The sequence below is a fragment of the bacterium genome (assembly GCA_019912885.1).
GTDB lineage: Bacteria > Lernaellota > Lernaellaia > JACKCT01 > JACKCT01 > JAIOHV01.
Window position 1 is genome coordinate 1 of the sequence record JAIOHV010000204.1, and the last position, 17,663, is coordinate 17,663.

At 63.6% G+C, this 17,663-nt stretch carries 16 protein-coding genes and 1 tRNA gene; 9 read left to right on the top strand and 8 right to left on the bottom strand.

Going from position 1 to position 17,663, the window contains the following annotated elements:
- Positions 1–525: hypothetical protein (locus tag K8I61_18205; GenBank protein MBZ0273978.1), on the top strand; the 525-nt coding region annotated here is incomplete at its 5' end.
- A gap of 142 nt (positions 526–667) precedes the next feature.
- On the opposite strand, the gene K8I61_18210 is transcribed toward K8I61_18205, so the two are convergent.
- A complete protein-coding gene (locus tag K8I61_18210; protein MBZ0273979.1) occupies positions 668–1,930 on the bottom strand; it encodes a sulfatase-like hydrolase/transferase in 1,263 nt (420 codons plus the stop codon).
- The gene (locus K8I61_18215) at positions 1,927–3,021 is read right to left on the bottom strand and encodes a radical SAM protein (protein ID MBZ0273980.1); all 1,095 of its coding nucleotides are present in this window, start codon (positions 3,019–3,021) and stop codon (positions 1,927–1,929) included. Before K8I61_18215 ends, K8I61_18210 begins: the two co-directional genes overlap by 4 nt.
- A gap of 260 nt (positions 3,022–3,281) precedes the next feature.
- Between K8I61_18215 and K8I61_18220 the strand changes: the two genes are divergently transcribed.
- On the top strand, positions 3,282–4,553 hold the full coding sequence (locus K8I61_18220; GenBank protein ID MBZ0273981.1) for a pectinacetylesterase family protein: 1,272 nt from the start codon (positions 3,282–3,284) through the stop codon (positions 4,551–4,553).
- Positions 4,554–4,659: 106 nt separating this feature from the next.
- Here the strand turns inward: K8I61_18220 and K8I61_18225 are convergent, their stop codons facing one another.
- The 3 genes from K8I61_18225 to K8I61_18235 form a co-directional block, all read right to left on the bottom strand.
- Positions 4,660–6,810, bottom strand: coding sequence for a hypothetical protein (locus K8I61_18225; GenBank protein MBZ0273982.1), 2,151 nt, complete (start codon positions 6,808–6,810; stop codon positions 4,660–4,662).
- A 128-nt stretch (positions 6,811–6,938) separates the two neighbouring features.
- Entirely contained in the window at positions 6,939–7,964 is a 1,026-nt protein-coding gene (locus K8I61_18230) for a YHYH protein (GenBank protein MBZ0273983.1), read from the bottom strand.
- 38 nt (positions 7,965–8,002) lie between these two features.
- Positions 8,003–9,178, bottom strand: coding sequence for a PEGA domain-containing protein (locus K8I61_18235; GenBank protein ID MBZ0273984.1), 1,176 nt, complete (start codon positions 9,176–9,178; stop codon positions 8,003–8,005).
- 173 nt (positions 9,179–9,351) lie between these two features.
- On the opposite strand from K8I61_18235, the gene K8I61_18240 reads away from it, so the two are divergent.
- From K8I61_18240 to K8I61_18265, 6 genes are all read left to right on the top strand, one after another.
- Positions 9,352–9,424: transfer RNA gene (locus tag K8I61_18240), tRNA-Lys, on the top strand.
- Positions 9,425–9,598: 174 nt separating this feature from the next.
- Positions 9,599–10,759 (top strand): hypothetical protein, encoded by a 1,161-nt coding sequence (locus tag K8I61_18245; GenBank protein MBZ0273985.1) that lies wholly within the window; start codon positions 9,599–9,601, stop codon positions 10,757–10,759.
- A gap of 53 nt (positions 10,760–10,812) precedes the next feature.
- Positions 10,813–11,202: an HNH endonuclease gene (locus tag K8I61_18250; protein MBZ0273986.1), complete on the top strand. Its 390-nt coding sequence runs from the start codon at positions 10,813–10,815 to the stop codon at positions 11,200–11,202.
- Positions 11,203–11,214: 12 nt separating this feature from the next.
- A complete protein-coding gene (locus K8I61_18255; GenBank protein ID MBZ0273987.1) occupies positions 11,215–11,466 on the top strand; it encodes a hypothetical protein in 252 nt (83 codons plus the stop codon).
- Positions 11,467–11,497: 31 nt separating this feature from the next.
- Positions 11,498–11,800 (top strand): hypothetical protein, encoded by a 303-nt coding sequence (locus K8I61_18260; GenBank protein ID MBZ0273988.1) that lies wholly within the window; start codon positions 11,498–11,500, stop codon positions 11,798–11,800.
- Between the two features lie 168 nt (positions 11,801–11,968).
- Positions 11,969–12,526, top strand: a complete 558-nt coding sequence (locus K8I61_18265; GenBank protein ID MBZ0273989.1) for a hypothetical protein — start codon at positions 11,969–11,971, stop codon at positions 12,524–12,526.
- 96 nt (positions 12,527–12,622) lie between these two features.
- On the opposite strand, the gene K8I61_18270 is transcribed toward K8I61_18265, so the two are convergent.
- The 3 genes from K8I61_18270 to K8I61_18280 all read right to left on the bottom strand — a co-directional run bounded on the left by K8I61_18270 (position 12,623) and on the right by K8I61_18280 (position 15,772).
- The gene (locus K8I61_18270) at positions 12,623–15,061 is read right to left on the bottom strand and encodes a hypothetical protein (GenBank protein ID MBZ0273990.1); all 2,439 of its coding nucleotides are present in this window, start codon (positions 15,059–15,061) and stop codon (positions 12,623–12,625) included.
- 92 nt (positions 15,062–15,153) lie between these two features.
- The gene (locus K8I61_18275) at positions 15,154–15,399 is read right to left on the bottom strand and encodes a DUF2442 domain-containing protein (protein ID MBZ0273991.1); all 246 of its coding nucleotides are present in this window, start codon (positions 15,397–15,399) and stop codon (positions 15,154–15,156) included.
- 112 nt (positions 15,400–15,511) lie between these two features.
- Positions 15,512–15,772: a DUF4160 domain-containing protein gene (locus K8I61_18280; GenBank protein MBZ0273992.1), complete on the bottom strand. Its 261-nt coding sequence runs from the start codon at positions 15,770–15,772 to the stop codon at positions 15,512–15,514.
- A gap of 129 nt (positions 15,773–15,901) precedes the next feature.
- Between K8I61_18280 and K8I61_18285 the strand changes: the two genes are divergently transcribed.
- Entirely contained in the window at positions 15,902–17,602 is a 1,701-nt protein-coding gene (locus K8I61_18285; protein MBZ0273993.1) for a hypothetical protein, read from the top strand.
- Positions 17,603–17,663 lie beyond the last annotated feature (61 nt).

Consider the following 17,663-nt stretch of genomic DNA (forward strand, 5'->3'; position numbering starts at 1 on the left):
GTGCTTGCGGCCCTCTGGCGCGCGGACGGTCCGGACGCGGTGGGCCGTTACTGCTGGCACGCGATGGCGTGGGCGCGGCTTGCGCGCGTCGATCCCGACCCCGCGCGGCGCGACCAATGGCGCGCGCTGGGATACGAACACGCGGGCGCGGTCATCGCGCGCCAGTGGCGGCCGGGGCAGGCGGGCTATTTCCCCGCCTATCTTGGCAGCGCGAAAAACGCGCGCCCGCCGCGTACCGCGCCGACGTCCGCGCGCGCGGAATCGCTGTACGAAAACTATCTTGCCGCGCGTTTCGCGAACGACGACGACGCCGCCCGCGAATTCGCGGGCGCGCTTTCCGCATCGATGCGCTTCGTGATCGCCAATCAATACTCGCGCGAGAATACATATTTCCTGCCGCATCCCGAGCGCGCGATCGGCGGCATCCGAGGCGGCCTGGCCGCGGGCGACATCCGCATCGACTACAATCAGCACGCGCTCTACGCGATGATGGGGTTGCTGAATTCGATGAATGCCGAGCATTGAACGCCGAAAGCAGAACTCCGCGCTCAAAACCCTGGACGGCGGGAGGGCTCGTCATCCTGATCGAGGGCTCGTGATCCTGAGCGAAGCGAAGGATCTGGCCGGCCCCTGATGACGGCCCCTTCGCGTTCACGGCGGCGGATCGCTATTCGAGATATCCCAGCGAACGCAGCGCACGCACCGGATCGCCGCGCCCCGTGCGTAAATCGTCGGCGGAGGCGTGATCGACGATCGGCGCCGAGTCGACGCTCGCCGCGTGCATGCGCGCTAGTCGGGCAAAAACGGCATCCGATTCGACGGCCGCGGGCGCGTCGCCGACCGGCGCAATGACGCGCTCGCACGCGACGCCGTCGTACACGAACCACGCATCCGCGCGGCGAAGGCCGAACGTGCGCCACATGGCGCGGCCGTTTTCGGGATACGTGTTCGGCTCGTGTGTGTTGTGGCTCGATACAACAACGATTTCGTCGCGCGGCGAAGGGGCGCCGTGCATGACGCAATTCGCGAGCGAAACGCCGGCGACATCGGTATCGGCGTGTGGCGCCGAAGCGGGCCAGGGCACACCGGCGAGGTCGCAGATCGTCGGCGTGAAATCGACGCCGCTCGCGAATCCCGACACGCGCGTTGTTGGAACGAACCCGTCCGCCGCGCGGCCGTGCACGACAAGCGGCACGCGCACCGTTTCGTCGGCGATCCATCGACCGTGCAGATCGTAGATATTCTCGACGCGCCGGCCTTTGGGCAGCGATGCGCCCCACGTCTCGCCGTGATCGCCCGTCACGACGATGAGCGCCGCCTCGCCGCCACTTGTCGCGGCGTCGATGTAGCGCGGCAGAATCTCCTCGGAGAAGTGCGTCACCGACTTGCGATGCGTTCGCGCGAGGGTTTGGGCGACGCGCTCCGGGTGGCGGTTCAACGATTCGAGCGCGTAGTCACACGCGGCGTGCCAGAGGCGGCGCGGCATCTTTCGCGTGACGTACGGCAGGTGCGTCCACCAATGGTGAACCACCACAATAAGATCGCGCCCGCGCCGTCCGCGAAGCCGCTCGATGACCTGTCGCGGCTCCTGACTGTCGCCGACGACCCCCTTCCCCGGCACGGTGAGAAATCCCCATCGCGGGTGCGGATGAAACGCCGCGACCTCAAAACCCGCGTCGGCAAACGCGGTAAACAGCGTCGGCCGGTTCGGCGGAAACGGATGGCGCCAGCGGCACACGCCGACGCGGTGCGGCAAACCGGCGGAAAGCAGCGACATGAACGCGGGCACGGTCCACGCACCGGCCGCGTACATGGCGTCGAACGTCGCGCCGCCTTCCGCGAGTGCGTCGAGCGCCGGCGTATCCGCTCCGCCCGCGTATCCCGGATCGTCGGCGCGCAGGCTGTCGGCGACGACGACGAGCACGATCACGGCGCGGCCCCCGTTGTCCGGGCGCGCTCGTCGTTTTCCATCTTCCGCAGGCAATACGGGTTGTTGAACATCTCGCCCGTCGTGCGGTACGCGAGCACCGAACAACCCGCCGAGCAGCTTTGCGCAAGCGCGCAGCCGCTGCAGTTTCCCGTCATCTTGTCGGGCGTCGGATTCAGCCAGTGCCAGCGCGGGCGGTCGTTCCAGATCGCGTCGAGCGCTTCGTCGCGCACGTTTCCGACGATGAACGGATCGCCCACCTGATTCGCGCAGCCCTTGATGCCGCCGTCCGGCTCGATGCCAATGGAAACGATGCCGCACTGGCATCCGCGCCAGATGGGATTTTTCGCGTCGCGGCCCGCCTGCCGAAGGATTGGCTCGTGCCGCGAAAGGTAGCCGATGCTATTGAATGCGCGCGGCTGCAGCACCGGATCGCGCGCGTGCCGGACGATGAAATCCGCGACGCGCGGCAGGTGCTCAACCGAAAGCGGCGTGAAGTGCGCGTGATCCGACGCGATCCGCCCGGTGCGATGCGCGATCTGAATGACCCATTTTTTCACGCGGCCGCGCAAAAGCGTGTACAACGCGGGCAAATCGTCGATGTTGTCGTTCGAAATCGACGTGCGCGCGGTGACGACGATCGGCGTCGCGGCAAGGCGGTCGATCGCGTCCATGACGCGGTCGAACGATGACGCCCCGTTCGGCCCGCGAGGTCCGTGGCGAATGCGATCGTGCGTCGACTTGACGCCGTCGACACTGACCGAAAGCGATTCCGTGCCGAGATCGACGAGCGTCGCGATGGCGGTTTCGTCGAGCAAATGACCGTTCAGCGCGAACCGCAGCGCCATGCCGCGGGCGCGCACGCGCTCGGCAATCGCTGGCCAGTCCCTACGCATCAACGGCTCGCCGCCGGTGAGCGATACGGCGCGCACGCCCAGGCGCGCAAGTTGATCGGCAAGATCAAGCGCCTCGCCGGTGGAAAGCTCTCCGTCCTTGGCGCCGCCGCCGTGCACGAGGCAGTGGTCGCAGCGCAGATCGCAACGCCACGTGATTTCCCACAACGCGCGGTTCGGTGGACGGAACGCGGTGGCCATGAAGTCCCTCCCGTCACGCGATTTCGAAGCGTGAACTATATCATGGAGGAACGGGAAAATAGGAAAGAGGAAAGAGGTCTTGAACCACGTGGGATTGAACCCATCCCTATCCCCGACCCAATCGCCACCGATTCCCGTTCCGATTCCCGTGCCCGAGCCCAATGTTGGGCGCGACGATGACGCCTCTTGCGTCGCGGCGCCGTTTGTCGCAACGATAAGCCTTGCCGATCGATATTCACCCTCGGAGTCGGTGGTCAGGCATGCTCGATCATGGATGCGGTGACGGTCGCGGCCGCGCCATCGTTGCGGTCGTGTGCGCGTTGGCGTTGTTCGTCGCACTTGCGATCGCGGGCTGCGATGAAAGCGAAGGCACCGGCGACGACGCGACCTCGCCTCCCGGCCAGACGTGCGGCGGCGGCAAGTGCGGCTCCGATGATGAGAACCCTGCTGACGATGACGCCGACGACGCGCCGGACGACGACAGCGGCGACGACACGGGGGACGACGACAACACATCGGGCGACGACGACGCGACGGAAGAAGAGATGTGGGCGATGTTCGAGGAGGCGGGCTTCCTCCCCTACCTCGACATCCGGCCGGTGCGTTCGAAGGAAATCGGCAATGGCTACACGCGCTATTACTTCGATGAACGGGATGTGCGCTGTTATAACGGCAAGCCCGCGAGCGTCGCGGTGTCGCCCGGTACGTCGAACAACGTCATGTTCTTCCTGGAGGGCGGCGGCGCGAGCTGGCCGGGCTACTGGCTGTCCTACGCCCTCGACGTCGCGTTCATGAATCTCGGCTATCGCAACCGCGACGCGGACAACCCGCTCGCCGACTGGAATTTCGTTTACGTGCCGTACTGCGACAACAGCATCCACGTCGGCGACGCCGTCATCGAGGAATTCGGCCGCGTCGTCTATCACCAGGGCATGCGCCACACCGCGGCCGCCGCCGCCTTGACCAAAGCGATGTTCCCGAATCCCGACAAGGTGCTCGTCACCGGCGCGAGCGCGGGCGCGTTCGGCACTTACATCGCCTACCCGGTCGTGAAGTCGCAATATATGGACACGCCGATCTACGTGTTCTCCGACTCGGGCGTCGGTTTCTTCGATCCGGAAGCGCCCGAAACCTGGGAGACGATCAAGGAAGCGTGGAACCTGCGCATCCCCGCCGCGTGCGAGCGCTGTCAGGACGGCCCGATCCAGACATGGCTCTACGATCTCTATCTGCGGCAGGACCCGTCCTTGCGCATCGGGCTGTTCTCGTCGTATCGCGATTTCATCATCAGCGGCTGGTTCCTGCGCATGGAGGATGAGCGTTTCAAATCGCTTCTGCTCGACGTCTCCGGGCAGATCAAGGCGCTGCATCCCGACCGCTTCGCGCGCTTTTTCATCGATACCGCGACGCACACGACGTATCAGTTCCTGCTACCGGGCGGCCCGAATTACGCCGTCGGCAATACGTCGATCTACGACTGGATCGAAATGCTTGTGAACGACGATCCGGCGTGGAATGACGTGCTGGAATGATGTTTACCGCGAAGACGCAAAGACGGCGCAAAGACGCCGGGGAAAAAAGCGATTTGTTTTTCTTTGCGCTCTTTGCGTTTTTCTTCGCGCCTTCGCGGTAAAAAAACTAACGCTCGATCGTCGCGAAGCCCTTGCCGTCCGCGCCGATCGTCGCCGTCAGGTCCGGCAGCAGCGCATTCGCGTTCGCGTCGTACGCGCGCAGCGTCACGACCTCACCCGGCGCACCGGCGAGCGCCACCCGGATTGCGTCCTCCGTCGTGTCGATGTCGATAAAGCGCCGATCCGCCACGGTGACGAACTTGTCCGGCTCGCCGATGAGCGCAAGACCGTTGTCGGATATCGGCGCGGCGACCAGGTACGCGAAGTCGTATAGCGCGGCGAAGCGCTCGAAGAAAATCTCGCCGCTGACGACACGCGTGCGCGCGGTGCGCCAGTCGTAGAGAACCACGTCGCCCGTCGCGCCAATCTCGGTCGCGAGATCGAGCGACCAGTCCGTCACGTGATCGGGAAACACGAACTGCCCGGCGACGTCCTTGAGTCCGTAACTCACGAACGACCACACGCGATCGAAGAGGCTGCGTTGCGGGTGCTCCGCGGCCAGATGATACGCCGCGACGTAGCGCCACGTGGCCTCGGCGCGCCGCGAGTGCGTCGTTGTTATGAACGGCCGCGCGTGGTCGAGAAACATCGCGTCGATCGGATACGCGGGGCGATCCGGCTTCAGCAGCACGCCGTCCGCGCGGCAGGTGCTCATCACGATACCGACGTCCACCGCGCCAAGTGGATCGCCGGGCCCGACCATGCCCGCGGATAGCGCGGAGATGAGCGCCTCGGCCTGACCGTGGTCCTCGCTCGACCAGAAGTTGTCTTTGTACGGCCACACGCCGATCGCGTGCGCGAGCAGGTTCACGATGTGGAACTGCGGCCAGTACGACTCCTTGGAGACATTCTTGCGATAGTCGATGGACGTGCGAATACTCGTCGGTGTTTTCATGTCCACCGCGCTCATGAGGTGCGCGGCGCCCGGCATGCATAGCTGCGTCGAAAGCCCCTTGGCCTTCGCCGCGCGATCAATGTGACGCATCCATTTCGCGCCGAAATCCGTGTTGTCGCGCAGGCGCGCCACACCGAGGTATTGGCTCATCAGCCAATCCTGCTCGTAGGTGATCGCGCCCCACGCGCGCGCGTTTTCCATGAAGATGTCGTACACATCGCGCTCAAGCGGCAGCGCCATCGGCGGATCGAAGACGAACAGGTGATCGTCGATATAATCGTTTTCGAGCGCGAACCAGCGGTTGTGCAAAACGAGCGGCAGGCCAAGTTCTTCCTGAAACGCCGTCAGGCCGTCGGGGAACATTTCCTCGATCGGCTCCCAGCGGATGAGGCCGCCGGGCGACAACACGCCGGGCTCCTTCGGATACCACCACGAATCGAGCTGAAAATAGCCATAGGGAATGCCGAGATCGTCGGCTTCGTCCTTCACCGCCAGCAGCGTGTCCTGCTCGTTCATGCCCGGCGCCGTGTCGTAGTAGTAGGCCGCGCCGTTGTCGGTCCAGTAGCCGATCGTCCCGACACCCGCGTCGGCGTAACGATCCGGCCGTGCCTTGCCGCGATCCGCGCGCATCACGTCGCCCCACGCATCGATCGTCGCGCGCAGGCCGCGGCCCTCGACCAACACGAAGCGGTGCGCGAAATCACGTTTGATACCACGCACCTCCCCGGCGACGCCGGAGATAAGCGCGCCTTCGCGGAAGTTCACCACGCTCGCAAAAAAGGCATCCATCGGCGAGAAGACGATGACGTCCATCTCGTCGGAGTAAAGGACGATCGGGCCGTTTGAAGGCGTCGCGTCCATCAGCGGCGGCATCATCGGCGACATCTGAAACGACAGGACGTGCGTGTATTTCGCATCGACCGGAATCGCGTCGTACGCATACGCGGGGCGCTCGAACGCTCCGGTCGCCGTGTCGTCGAGCCGTTCGGGAAAAGTGTGCGTGTAAACCGTGACGCGGAATTCGCCGATCGTATCTTCGTCGATCTCGTCGAGCGTGGCGGGCGACCCGGCATCCTCGTCCGCGTCATCGTCCAACTCCGCATCGCCGTCCGCGTCCGCCGCGTTTTCCTCGGCGTCGGTCGCGATGAAGCCGGCATTGCCCGCCTCGTTGTCGTCCGTCGAAAAACAACCGCCGGCGAAAAGCGCGACAGTGATGAAAAGCGCAAACGCCTCCGCCCGGCGCCGCCGGATCCGCGTGATCATGCGATCCCTCCCGAAAGGTCGGGGCATCATAACGTGCCATGGTGTCGGCGCAACGAAACGCGGCGCGCCGGACTCGTGCGCGCGGCGCGTGCGATTTTCAATTTTCAATCGTCGATCTTCGATCCGTTTTATTTCCCAGGCGGGCCTCCCGCGTCCGGATCCTCCCAGGCGTCGCCGTAATACGTCATGCCGAACAGGAACGGATAGACCGTCTTGCCGTCCTCGATCGTGGCGACGTACGCCCACACGCCGTCGGGATATTCCGGCGTCTTCTGGAAACGCATGTTGTATTCGTTCAGATCGCACTGGCCGCCCTGGTAGTGGCCGTTGTCGAATTCGTAGTCATCGAGAAACGCGCCGAGCGAAAGCGTCGTCCCCTCGAATTGCGCGTCCGTGCCGCACATGTCCTCGTCCAGGCAGCAGTCGCGCTTGGCTTTCAGTTCATAACACGTCGTCAACACGCGAATGCCGCTGCCCGCGTCGTTGCCGTCGTCGTAGCCGTAAGGACCGTAAACCGGGAAGCCGTCGAACGCGTACGCCAGGATCGGCGAGTGCGCGTCGGCGTTGAACGCATAACCTGTGTCGCCGGGCGCAAGGAATACGCCGCCCGTATGGTGATGATACGCGCCCGTCTGCTCCGGATGGCCTTCGTATTGGTCAAAGGAATCCGCGCGCACGAACTTGGCGTTGTTGCGGCAGCCGGCAAGCTCGACGGCGTCCCACGGGTTGAAGATCGGGATGCCGTTGGTCATCACGCCGACCGGGCCGAGCGGCGTTTCGGTGTCCTGCGGCGTCGGATCGAGCGGAATCCAGAATTCGTGATCCTGTTCGACGACGTCGCCCGGGCCGATGTCGAACGGGCCCATCGGGTAATTCGCGAAGCCGTTTGACGTCACGATCGCGTAGTCGCCGTCGTTCGAAATTTCCGCGGACACGAATCCGCCTTCGCTGCCGTCGTTCGAAAAGGCCGAGCAGATCGGCTCCACGTCGCATTCGCCGCTGCCCGCGTCATCGTCGTCGCCGCCGCCGCCATCGCCGCCGAGCGTGTCATCGTCGTCCTCGTCGCTGCACGAACATCCACCCACGGCGGCAAAAAGCGCGAACGCCGCCACAAAAAACACCGCGTACATCAAGCGCCGATTCAAAATACGCATGGTCCGTCCTCCAGCTTCAAAAAAAGAAATGATGGGCCCTATTCCACGTCGAGCGCATCGAATGGCGTCGTTAGCGCCGTGGTTTCATCGAGCCGAATATCGACCGCGGCGCGCCGCTCCTGCCCCTGCGCGTCTTTTAGCGTCAACACATGCCGCCCGACCGGCAACGGGATCTCCCCGCCGGACAAGCCGATGGCGCGCCCGTTTGTCGCGTACGCCGTGACCGGCCGGCCGACGTCGATGGCAAGCCGGCCGAAAAACTCGCGCTTGATGCGCGTTTCGCGGCCGATCGGAACATCGATTGTCTCCTCGCGCTCCATGCCGATGAGCGGCAGCGCGAAACGCACGCGATGTCCGCCTGGCGCGAGATCGCGAATCTTCGCCGGGGTATCGCCGCGATATTCGCCATCCACGAAAACGCGAACGCGCGGCCGTGTCTTGATCCATAGCTCGCCGCGATCCTTCGACAGATTGAATTCGGCCCGGGTTTGCACGTCCTTCGTGATCGTCACCGTCCGCGCCTGCTCGGGCCTCTCCGGGACGCGCGCACGCACCTCGTGCTCGCCGGCCGGGACGTCCGTGATCGTCATCGGCGTCGAGCCGGCCTGCGTCCGGCCGTCGAGCGTCACCGTCGCGCCGGCGGGTTCCGTCGTGACGATCAGCGTTCCGGTCGGCGTCGCCGCGAGCGCCGCATCGAAGTACGGATCGTTCGCGCCCTTGCGCGTGTACGAGACGCCGCCAAGCGAGAACGCCGCGACCTCGCGCCCGCGAAACGCGGGCGCCTCGACGCGCCCGGCCCGCGCGCCGTCCTCGCCGAAAAGCGCGACGTGCGGCGCGCCCGATTCCGCATCGCCCGCGACGACGCGGAACGTTCCGCGCGTGACGATGACGTCGTCGGCCACCTGATCGCGATCGCGGTCAACGTGCGTCACGCGCGTGAAGGTGTGATCGGGCTCGAATTCAACGTATCCGTTCTCGAACGAGCCGTCGTCGCGAACGCGCGCGAAGGTAAACGCGCCGAAGATCTGATCGACCTGAATCGGCGCGGCACCCTGCCCGCTTGCGTAGGGGCGCACGTCGCCGATCGGCGTCGGCGCTTCGGGCGCGGTCGGCTGCGCAAAAGCGGCCGGCGCGAACGCGAGCGCACCAAAAAGGACAAGGACGAAAGTCGGAATTTTCACGGTGCGCACCTTGGGCGATTTCGGAATTTTCACGGCGCGCACCTTACGCGAATCGGGGGCATGGCGTCGATCCGCTTCCTGGGCCGCGGTCCATCCCGCCAAACCCGGGTCGCGGTGTCCAACAAAATCAAGGACACGGCAAACGCGAAAAGGAAAAAAGCGCGTCGTGCGTTGACACGCGCGACGCCGATACGTAATTTCGCTCCGGGCCAGTAGCTCAGTTGGTAGAGCAGGTGACTCTTAATCACTTGGTCGGGGGTTCGAGTCCCTCCTGGCCTACAAACGAAAATCCGGTACGTTTCTGCGAACGCCGAACCCCTGTGCGGCAAGTTCGCCGTTATCGAATCGCGTTGCGAGGCATCACGATGGCGTCGATTTTGTCCATTGCAATTCGTCAATACGAATCCGCCGCCGAACCGCTCGCGCGCATCAAAGCCGAACGTGAGAAGGAAAATGCGAAAACCAAACCGCGAAGACGAAAAGGGGGGTTGCGTGCCCTATTGGCTTGACTCATTCACTCCAAGAACCTGGAAAGAATTTCTCGCCGCCGGTTCAAATGTTTCGGGTTTTCGCGAGTCGCAAAAAGCGGCGATCAAAAAAATTCAACCAGGTGATATTTTTCTTTGCTACCTGACGGGCGTGCAAAGGTGGGTAGGCGCGCTTGAAGTCCTGGGCGTTTCGAAATCCCGCGAAACAATTTGGAGCGAAAACGACTTTCCGGTTCGATTCGCGGTGAAGCCTCTCGTGACGCTCGCTCCCGAATTCGGCGTTCCGATGGACGCCTTCGCCGGTGCGGTGGACTTCTACAAAAGCCCCAAGGACAAGGGGAAGTTTAAGGGCTTCGTGAGGCGAAGTCCAAACCTGTTCCGATTTGAAGCCGACGGGAAACGCATACTCGACGCCGTACGCGAAGCCGCGAGAAATCCCGTTGATCGGCCGGTTGATCCCAAAAAACTGAAGGCGAAGGTCTATCAAGCGACTCGGCGCGAGGGAAAACGCGAAGTCGCGACGTCTGTCACCGTTCCCGAACCCGAGGACGTGAGCGCGCCGCGTAAGCGATCGACTGACGAAGCCAAGGAAACCACGCTGCACGCCGAAATTCAGTATCGCTTACTTCGCTTAGCGGGGGACATGGGAATCAACGCTTGGGTCGCGAGAAATGATCGAAACAAATCGTGCGCGGGCAAAAGACTAGGCGCCATGCCCGGAATGGTCGATGAACTTCCCGTTCAATTCAACGACGCGACGACAAAAACAATCGAGCTCATCGACGTGTTGTGGTTGCGCGGGAACACAATTGTCGCGGCTTTTGAAGTCGAAAGCACCACGAGCGTCTATTCGGGATTATTGCGGATGAGCGACCTTCTCGCGCTTCAACCAAATTTGGACATTCGGCTTTTTATCGTTGCTCCCGATGACAGGCGATCAAAGGTCGAACAGGAAATATTGCGCCCTACGTTCAAGTTGCGCGAAAAGCCGCTCAACGAAATTTGCGGGTTTCTGCCGTTCGACGCGTTCAAGGAAAAGGTGGACGCGATCGCCACACACGGCTTGGCGTCATCGTTGAAACCAGACTTTCTGGAAACCTTCGCGGAATACTTTCGGGAAGAGTAGCGGTCACGAAAAACCGCGACGACGCGAGGGGCGCGAAGCAATAGGGGGACGGCATGACCGAGGATGAATTTCGAAAACGCACGCGCGAAATCGGCATGGAGTGGGCACTCTCGCAATATAAACTTGCGGAGAAGCAGCAATTCAAATGCGCGTACTGTGGTCGCCGGTTGCTTGACACCTACGACGACTATCATGCGTGGGAAGTGGATCACGTCATCCCGACAATCGAAGACCGCGACAACGAAGAAAATCTCGTTGTCGCGTGTAACACTTGCAATTTTATCAAACACCGATGGATACCCGCCGGTTGGCAAGACCTTTCGCCAGCGGAACGCGTCGCGCTCGCGCGCGCAGAGGTAAAACGACGACGCGAGGAACGCACAGAGCGGCTCACGCGCTTAAAGGAATTTTTTCTCGAATACGAAAAGCAGCGGCAAATATAAAGGAGGAACGCGATGAACACCGAAGACTCTCTCACCGATCTTCTCGCGGGCGGGGCGTGCCTTTACGTCGTCATCGGGCTAGTCGTCACGGCTCTTTGGATCGCGATTCCGTTCATCCTCATGTCGATGAACACGCACCTTCGCGAGTCCAAGGAACTGCTCAACCGCATCGCCGCCGCGCAAGGTGCGAAGCCGCTCAACGCGTGGGCGCGCCTCAACAAGTGGACGCCACCGGCGCCGGCCTCCGAACCGCCGAACCGTTGACGCCGGTCGGGCTTTGCGGGAACGATCCGCCATGAACGAGCAACCGCCGAAAACGCCCGCGCCGAAAAGCGACACGCGCGCGCGGTATTTCGCGTGGGCGTCGCTGGCGTTTGCGATCGCGTCCTGGGTTCTGAGCGCGGCCGTGGTCGTTGGGCTCGACGTTGTGGCCGTCGTGTTGGGAATCGTGGCCTTGCAGGCGGCCGATGCGGCGTCCGTCCCCATACGAAGAATCGCCAAGGCGGGCCTTTTCGCCGGCGGCGCGAAGCTGCTGTTTGTCGCCGGAACATTCGCCTGGGTTTTCATCGCGTTCATGATAAACCCCGTCGCGCACTGAGCGACAACGGCGACCGCCCCCAGGGGCACGCGGTAAATCCTGACTCCGTAATGCGTGCGCGCGCGATTTTGATTGCGTGCGAAAAAACTCGGGCACGTTTAACGTGGCACGTCGCCGATTTTGACGAACGCGGTTCGCGACAACCGCCTGCAAATGATTGACGGGACGATGCGCCTTTTCCTCGCCATTTTTGCCCTGCTTCTCGCGGCCTTTGGCGTGCTGCATCTTTTTGCGCGGCGCACCGGCGGCGCCGCGGCCGACGCGCATTACGACCGGCGCGATCCGACGTATTACGCGCTTGCGATCGCGTTGGGCGCGTTTGTCGCCGCGGCAGCAGCCGAGGCGATCTCGCGCGGCGTCATCGAGCCAAGTGCGCGCGTGTGGATCGGCCGCGCGCTCGTCGTCGCGGCGGTGCCGTGGACGCTCTGGTGCCGGCGGGAGATCGGCGCGAACTACACCTCCACCGCGCGCAACCTCGATCCGAAACAGACGCTCGTCGCGAGCGGGCCGTACCGGCTCCTGCGTCACCCGATCTACGCGGGCAACGCGGCGACGGTCACCGGTCTCGCGCTTGCGCTCGACGTGCGCTGGGCGTGGATCGCGGTGGGTGCGTTTCTCGCGTTGGTGGCTTGGCGCGTACGGGTCGAGAACGCGTTTCTGGCGGAGAAGTTTGGAGGTTTAACGAAACGGGCGTTGCGTGTTGACGAGGAACCGCCCGCTCCCTAACTGTCGCGGATCTGATACGTACCGCGCGTCCGTGCAAAATCGCCGCGGCGCGACGACCTCTTTCCTATTTCCTGTTTCCTGCTTCCTGTTTCCTCATCACGGCACGTCCGTCGTGCACCCCGTCGCCGCCTGCAAAAACGCCTCGTCGTCCGCGGTTAGCGTGCCGTCGCCGTCGGTATCGGCGCCGTCGCAATAGGCGTTGTCGGATGTGCACGCGGCGCCGTCGCCGTAGGCGAGCCAGGCGTCCGCAAAAAACGACGCGTCCGTTGCGTCCACCGCGCCGGATTCGTCGATGTCGGCCGCCACACAACCGAGCGCGGCCCACGTGCAGTCCAGGGTTTCCGGGCTGTTCACGCACAGGGCCGCGTCGTGCCACACGCTCATGGCGTCCAGGCTGAACCACACGTGCCGCGGGTTTTCGGTCGGCTGCCATTCGCCGTCCGTGCCGATCGCCTCGTAGCCGTCGCCCGCGCGCCGCACGGGATAGGTGTAGCCGAAGCGATCGCGATAGCGGTCGATGCGCCACGGCGCGCGGTTCGCCAACTGTGTCAGGCGCGCTTCGACCTGCGCCGCGATCTGATCGTCGGTGATGAGCGCCCAATCCGCCGTGTCGGGCATCGCGAGAAAGTTTTCGAGATACACGAGCTTGGCGTCGCCGCGCGCGAAGTCGTCGAAATATTCGAGCGGCGAATCGATGCCGAACATCCGCGCGTACAGCGCGCCGCGATAGAGCATCTCGTTCGTCGCGGCGATGAGGTCCGCGATCGCCTCCAGATCAGCGGCGCCGCTCGCGGTGACGCGCGTCGTGACGCCGTAGACCAGCCGCGCGACGATCTTCTGGAGCTCGATGAAATTCCACAGCGTGTCGCGCGCGTGGTCGAGCAACTCGTCCTCGCCGGCGGTATCGGCGTAATAGCAAAGCGCGACGGCGCCGAGCATCAGCTCCGCGAAGTCGTCCATCATGCTACCGAGCAGCTCGGGGAACAGATCGGGATAAAGCCCCGCGATGACGTCGGCGACATCCCACAGCGGCACGCCGAAGATCTCCATGTCCACGACCTCGCGCCAGGTCAGGCCGATGATCGCGTCGTCGATGCTCTTGCACTGCATCACGGGTAGCGGTGGCGGCGGCAGGCCGAGGTCGTTAAATATCTTGCGGATCGTTGCGGTTTCGATCGCGCCGGGCAACGGCGTTTGCGGCACCGGCCACGTCAGGCCTCCCGTGGAGATCGCATGCGCGACGTACGCCATCTGGCAGCTCGCGAGGCTCCCCAAGTCCTGCCACTCCACCTCGCCGTCGGGGTTGCGTTCGCCGGCGGGGGAAAGCGTTTCGTAGTCGTGCCATTCGTCAACGGTCATGAGCACGTTGTCGTGCGCGACGATGTTGTCGCCCGTGCGGCGCGCGGCCTCGGCGGCGCGATACGCGGCGGCGGCCAGATCCGCGGGCAGTCCCGGCGTCGCCTCGATCTCGAACGCGGCGATGTAGCCCATCGCGTAGTCGGTGAAGTTGTCACGCGAGTTCTGGTTGCCCCAATACGCGCCGGTCCACGGACCTTTCTGCGTGATCATGATCGACGAGCAGCAATCCGACTGGCGCAGGAACGGCGGATCGTGATCGAGCTCATCGAAGACGTACGTGACGGCGTAGGCGGTCAGCTCGTTGACCGCCTTGAAGTTGAACATCCACTCTTCGGGATTCTCGCGGTACGTGAACGTCACGCCGTCGTAGAACGCGTCCAGAATTTCCTGTTCGAGCGCGGGTGGATACGTCACCGGCCCGGCGACGGGCAACCCCCATTTGGTGCGCGTGATCGTGTCGCCGGCGCCGTCCATCGTACGCGTCCAACCGGGATACGCCTCGCGCGTCGTCAGGCCCGGATGCCCGGACACGGCCTCGTTAAAGACGATGCCCTCGAGCATGCGGATGAGCGAAAGTTCCAGCTCGCGCCCGCCGATCGCCTGATAGAGCTTCCACGTCGAAAAGAGCGTCTTGCCGAACGGGTTGTTGTCGTTCGGGCCCGCCACGACCTCGTATTCGTCGCCGTCTCTCGCGACCGCCGCCTTGCCGAATGCGTTGGCCGCGACCGCGTCGTCCGAAAGCGCGAAACGGTTGAGGCTCACGTTCGCGCGCGCGGTGCGTTCTTTATAGAACAGCCGAAACGCGTCCGCTTTCGCGTTCGGGTTAGGCTGCGGCGGCGGAAACGTGTCGTCATCGTCGCCGGTGTCGTCATCCCCGGTATCGTCGTCGTGGCTGTCGTCGTCGATGTCGTCGTCGTCGCTGTCGTCGTCGAAGGCGTCATCATCGACCGCATCATCGTCCGCGTCGTCGTCGAGCACGTCATCGTCCAGCGCGTCATCGTCGGCCACATCGTCATCGACGGCGGGGAAATCCGCGTCGTCGTCATCACTCGGCAGCGGCGCGTCGTAGGCCGCGTCGCCGGCGGCGTCCTCGCTGGCTTCGTCGCATCCGCACCCGGTGGCAAACAGAAAAAGCGCAGCAACCGCGCAAAGAAGACGCATCGATATCCGGCGCATGGTGTAACCCGCCCCCCAGGAATTGGGCGGATTATAGACCCGCGCCGCGGGGGTAGGCAAAGGCGGGACGCACCGCGTGAAGCGGCATGAAATTAATCGGAAATCGGGTGCTCGCGGTCCGTGACTTCGAGCCATAAGGCGTCGGCGCAAAAATCGAGGACGCGGGTCTCGTCAAACGAGCCGTCCGGCGCCGGCCACTCCAGGGTCCGGCCGTTGCGCCCGATCCGAAACGCTCCGAAAAATTCGCGTGATGCGAGCGGGCTGTAAATTCCACCGATGGCGATTGTCGAGGCAAAATCGACGTCGCCCTCGTGGCCGTCGTCAAAACGAACATGCACCGTCGAATTCCCCGCGAGGCCGACTTCGACAATGCGAGGCAATGGGTCCGGCAGTGCGTCGGCTCGACGGCCGTTCAGGGTTTCATTATCGTGAATTTCCGTCGTCATCTTCTTATTCCAAAGGTTCAATCCAATTCGTATTTTCGCCGTGGCGCAAACGCGTCCAGTTTGCCATGATTTCGTTTTCGTGAAGCCGGGCCCACTCAAAAATTAATGCGCGTACGCGCTTTGGCGGCCGTCCCTCGAGCACACCGACCGGCGAAATCGTAAAACAAAACTCGTCGCCACCGTAGGTTACGTGAAAATGTGGCGGATTGTGGTCCCGGGCGTTCATAAATACCGTCATTCCGTAAAATCGAGAAATCGTCGGCACGATTTGGACGTCGCTCCTTTTCGCGGACGATCGACCGCAGGCACCAAGTGTAACGCAATTCCCGGCATCGGTGAATTGGGGTTGGACATCTGCTTGATGATTTCCCGCGAACGGCCGATAAACGAACGCATGCGGACGAACCCATCGCGGCATGGTTTCGGCGGACGCGCGTCCGTCGTGTTTGCGTTTTTTCTTCTGGCGTTCGCGCTTGCGTTCGGCGCGGGCTGCGATTGCGGCGCGTCCAACGCCGGCGCGGGGCACGACGATCTCTCCGCCGGTGACGACGACGACGCGGGCGGAGACGACGACGGCGGCCTGTCCGACGACGACGCCTCGGACGACCCCGACACGGACTTCGATCCACTGACCTGCGCCCTGCCCGATCCCGAAGGCGTCGCGCCGAACCTGATCGCCGGCGGCGAAATCGACGGCGAAATCCGCGCCTGGGCCTTCGATCACGCCACGTGCATGCCCCTTGCCGGGGTCGACATATTGAACGGCGGGCAGACGTATACGACCGATGAGGACGGTTTCGCCTCGGTCCCCGCCGGCGGCTCCGTGCAATTCGTCACCGCGCGCATGGACGGATGCCGCGCTTGGACCTACCTGGCGGACGCGCGCGTGATGTATTTCCGCCTGCTTTGCGGCGAACCCGAAACGGACGACGCGTCCGAGGGCTCCTTCCTGCTCGGAGGAACCCCCATCGGCGCCGCGAACGTGACCGGCGGCGACTATCTTGCGTCCGAACCGCTGGCGTTCGGTTTCGCGTGGCCGGGCGTTTCCAGACAGGAGTTGCTGCTGCCGCCACCCGCGTTATACGCGGACGAGACGTTCGCGTTGACCTTTGGCGCGACGAGCTATGACCTGCCGAGAAATATCTTCCTCCCCGCGCTTGGCGCGACGGCCGGCGCGAACGCGATCATCGGCTCGAACGATGCGTTTGTCGTGCCGCTGATAGAAACGAACGCGCTTGCCGGATTCGCCGCCGAGGTGAATTTTTCGGATGTGTACGACGCAAGCGAACTTTCGGATATCGTTACCGCCTTCGCCACGAACGATCCGGGCGGAGCGCTCGACGCGGCGCTTGCGAACGCCTCCGCGCTCTGGGGCGCCGTCCACGCGACGCACGTCGGCATCGCGCCCGAGCGCGACGTGGCGACGGCGAGTCTTCGCGTGCGCGCGGCCGATCGGATCGTCACCGTTATCGCCGAGAACGCCGGGGGCGCGGCGCATATCGCAGCGGTCTTCGCCGAAGTGCCCAACCGCGCGTTCGTACCGATGGGGATCGGCGTGCTCGATGCCGACGGTCGCGCGGCGCTGTTGACCGCGGATGTGCCGGACGCCGATTTCATCGTCGCGCTCGCGCGAACCGACAGTCTCACCGCAGACTTCGATACGCTGAATGCATCCGTCATCCTGACGACCCGGGAAGATATCTCGAACTTCGGCAGCGCGGTCCAATTCGATGCGGACGATTTGCTGCCGCTGTTTGACGCGGGCGCGACGGGACTCGACGTCGCGAGCGGCGTCGTCACGTTCGAGCTCGACGGGTTCGAGCAGGGCGTGGACGTATATCTGGTGCATCACGAGGCGCAAAACCCCGCCTGCCCCGTCTATGACATCATCGTTCCCGCGAGCGAACCGCAGATCACAATCCCCGAGGCGGTTTGCCCGCACGCTTCGTTGTCCGCCAACGACCTTGTCGTGGTGTTCGCGATCGACCTGCCCGAAGAAATCGCCGTCGATCTCATGGATCCCACCGCGCTTTTCGCGGAACGCGACCTGCGTTTCGTGGTGTGGGCGAATCGCGGGCTGGCGTCGCTGCTATGAGGATCGAGGATCGAGGATTGAGGATTGAGGATTGAGGATTGAGGATTGAGATTCAAAAACG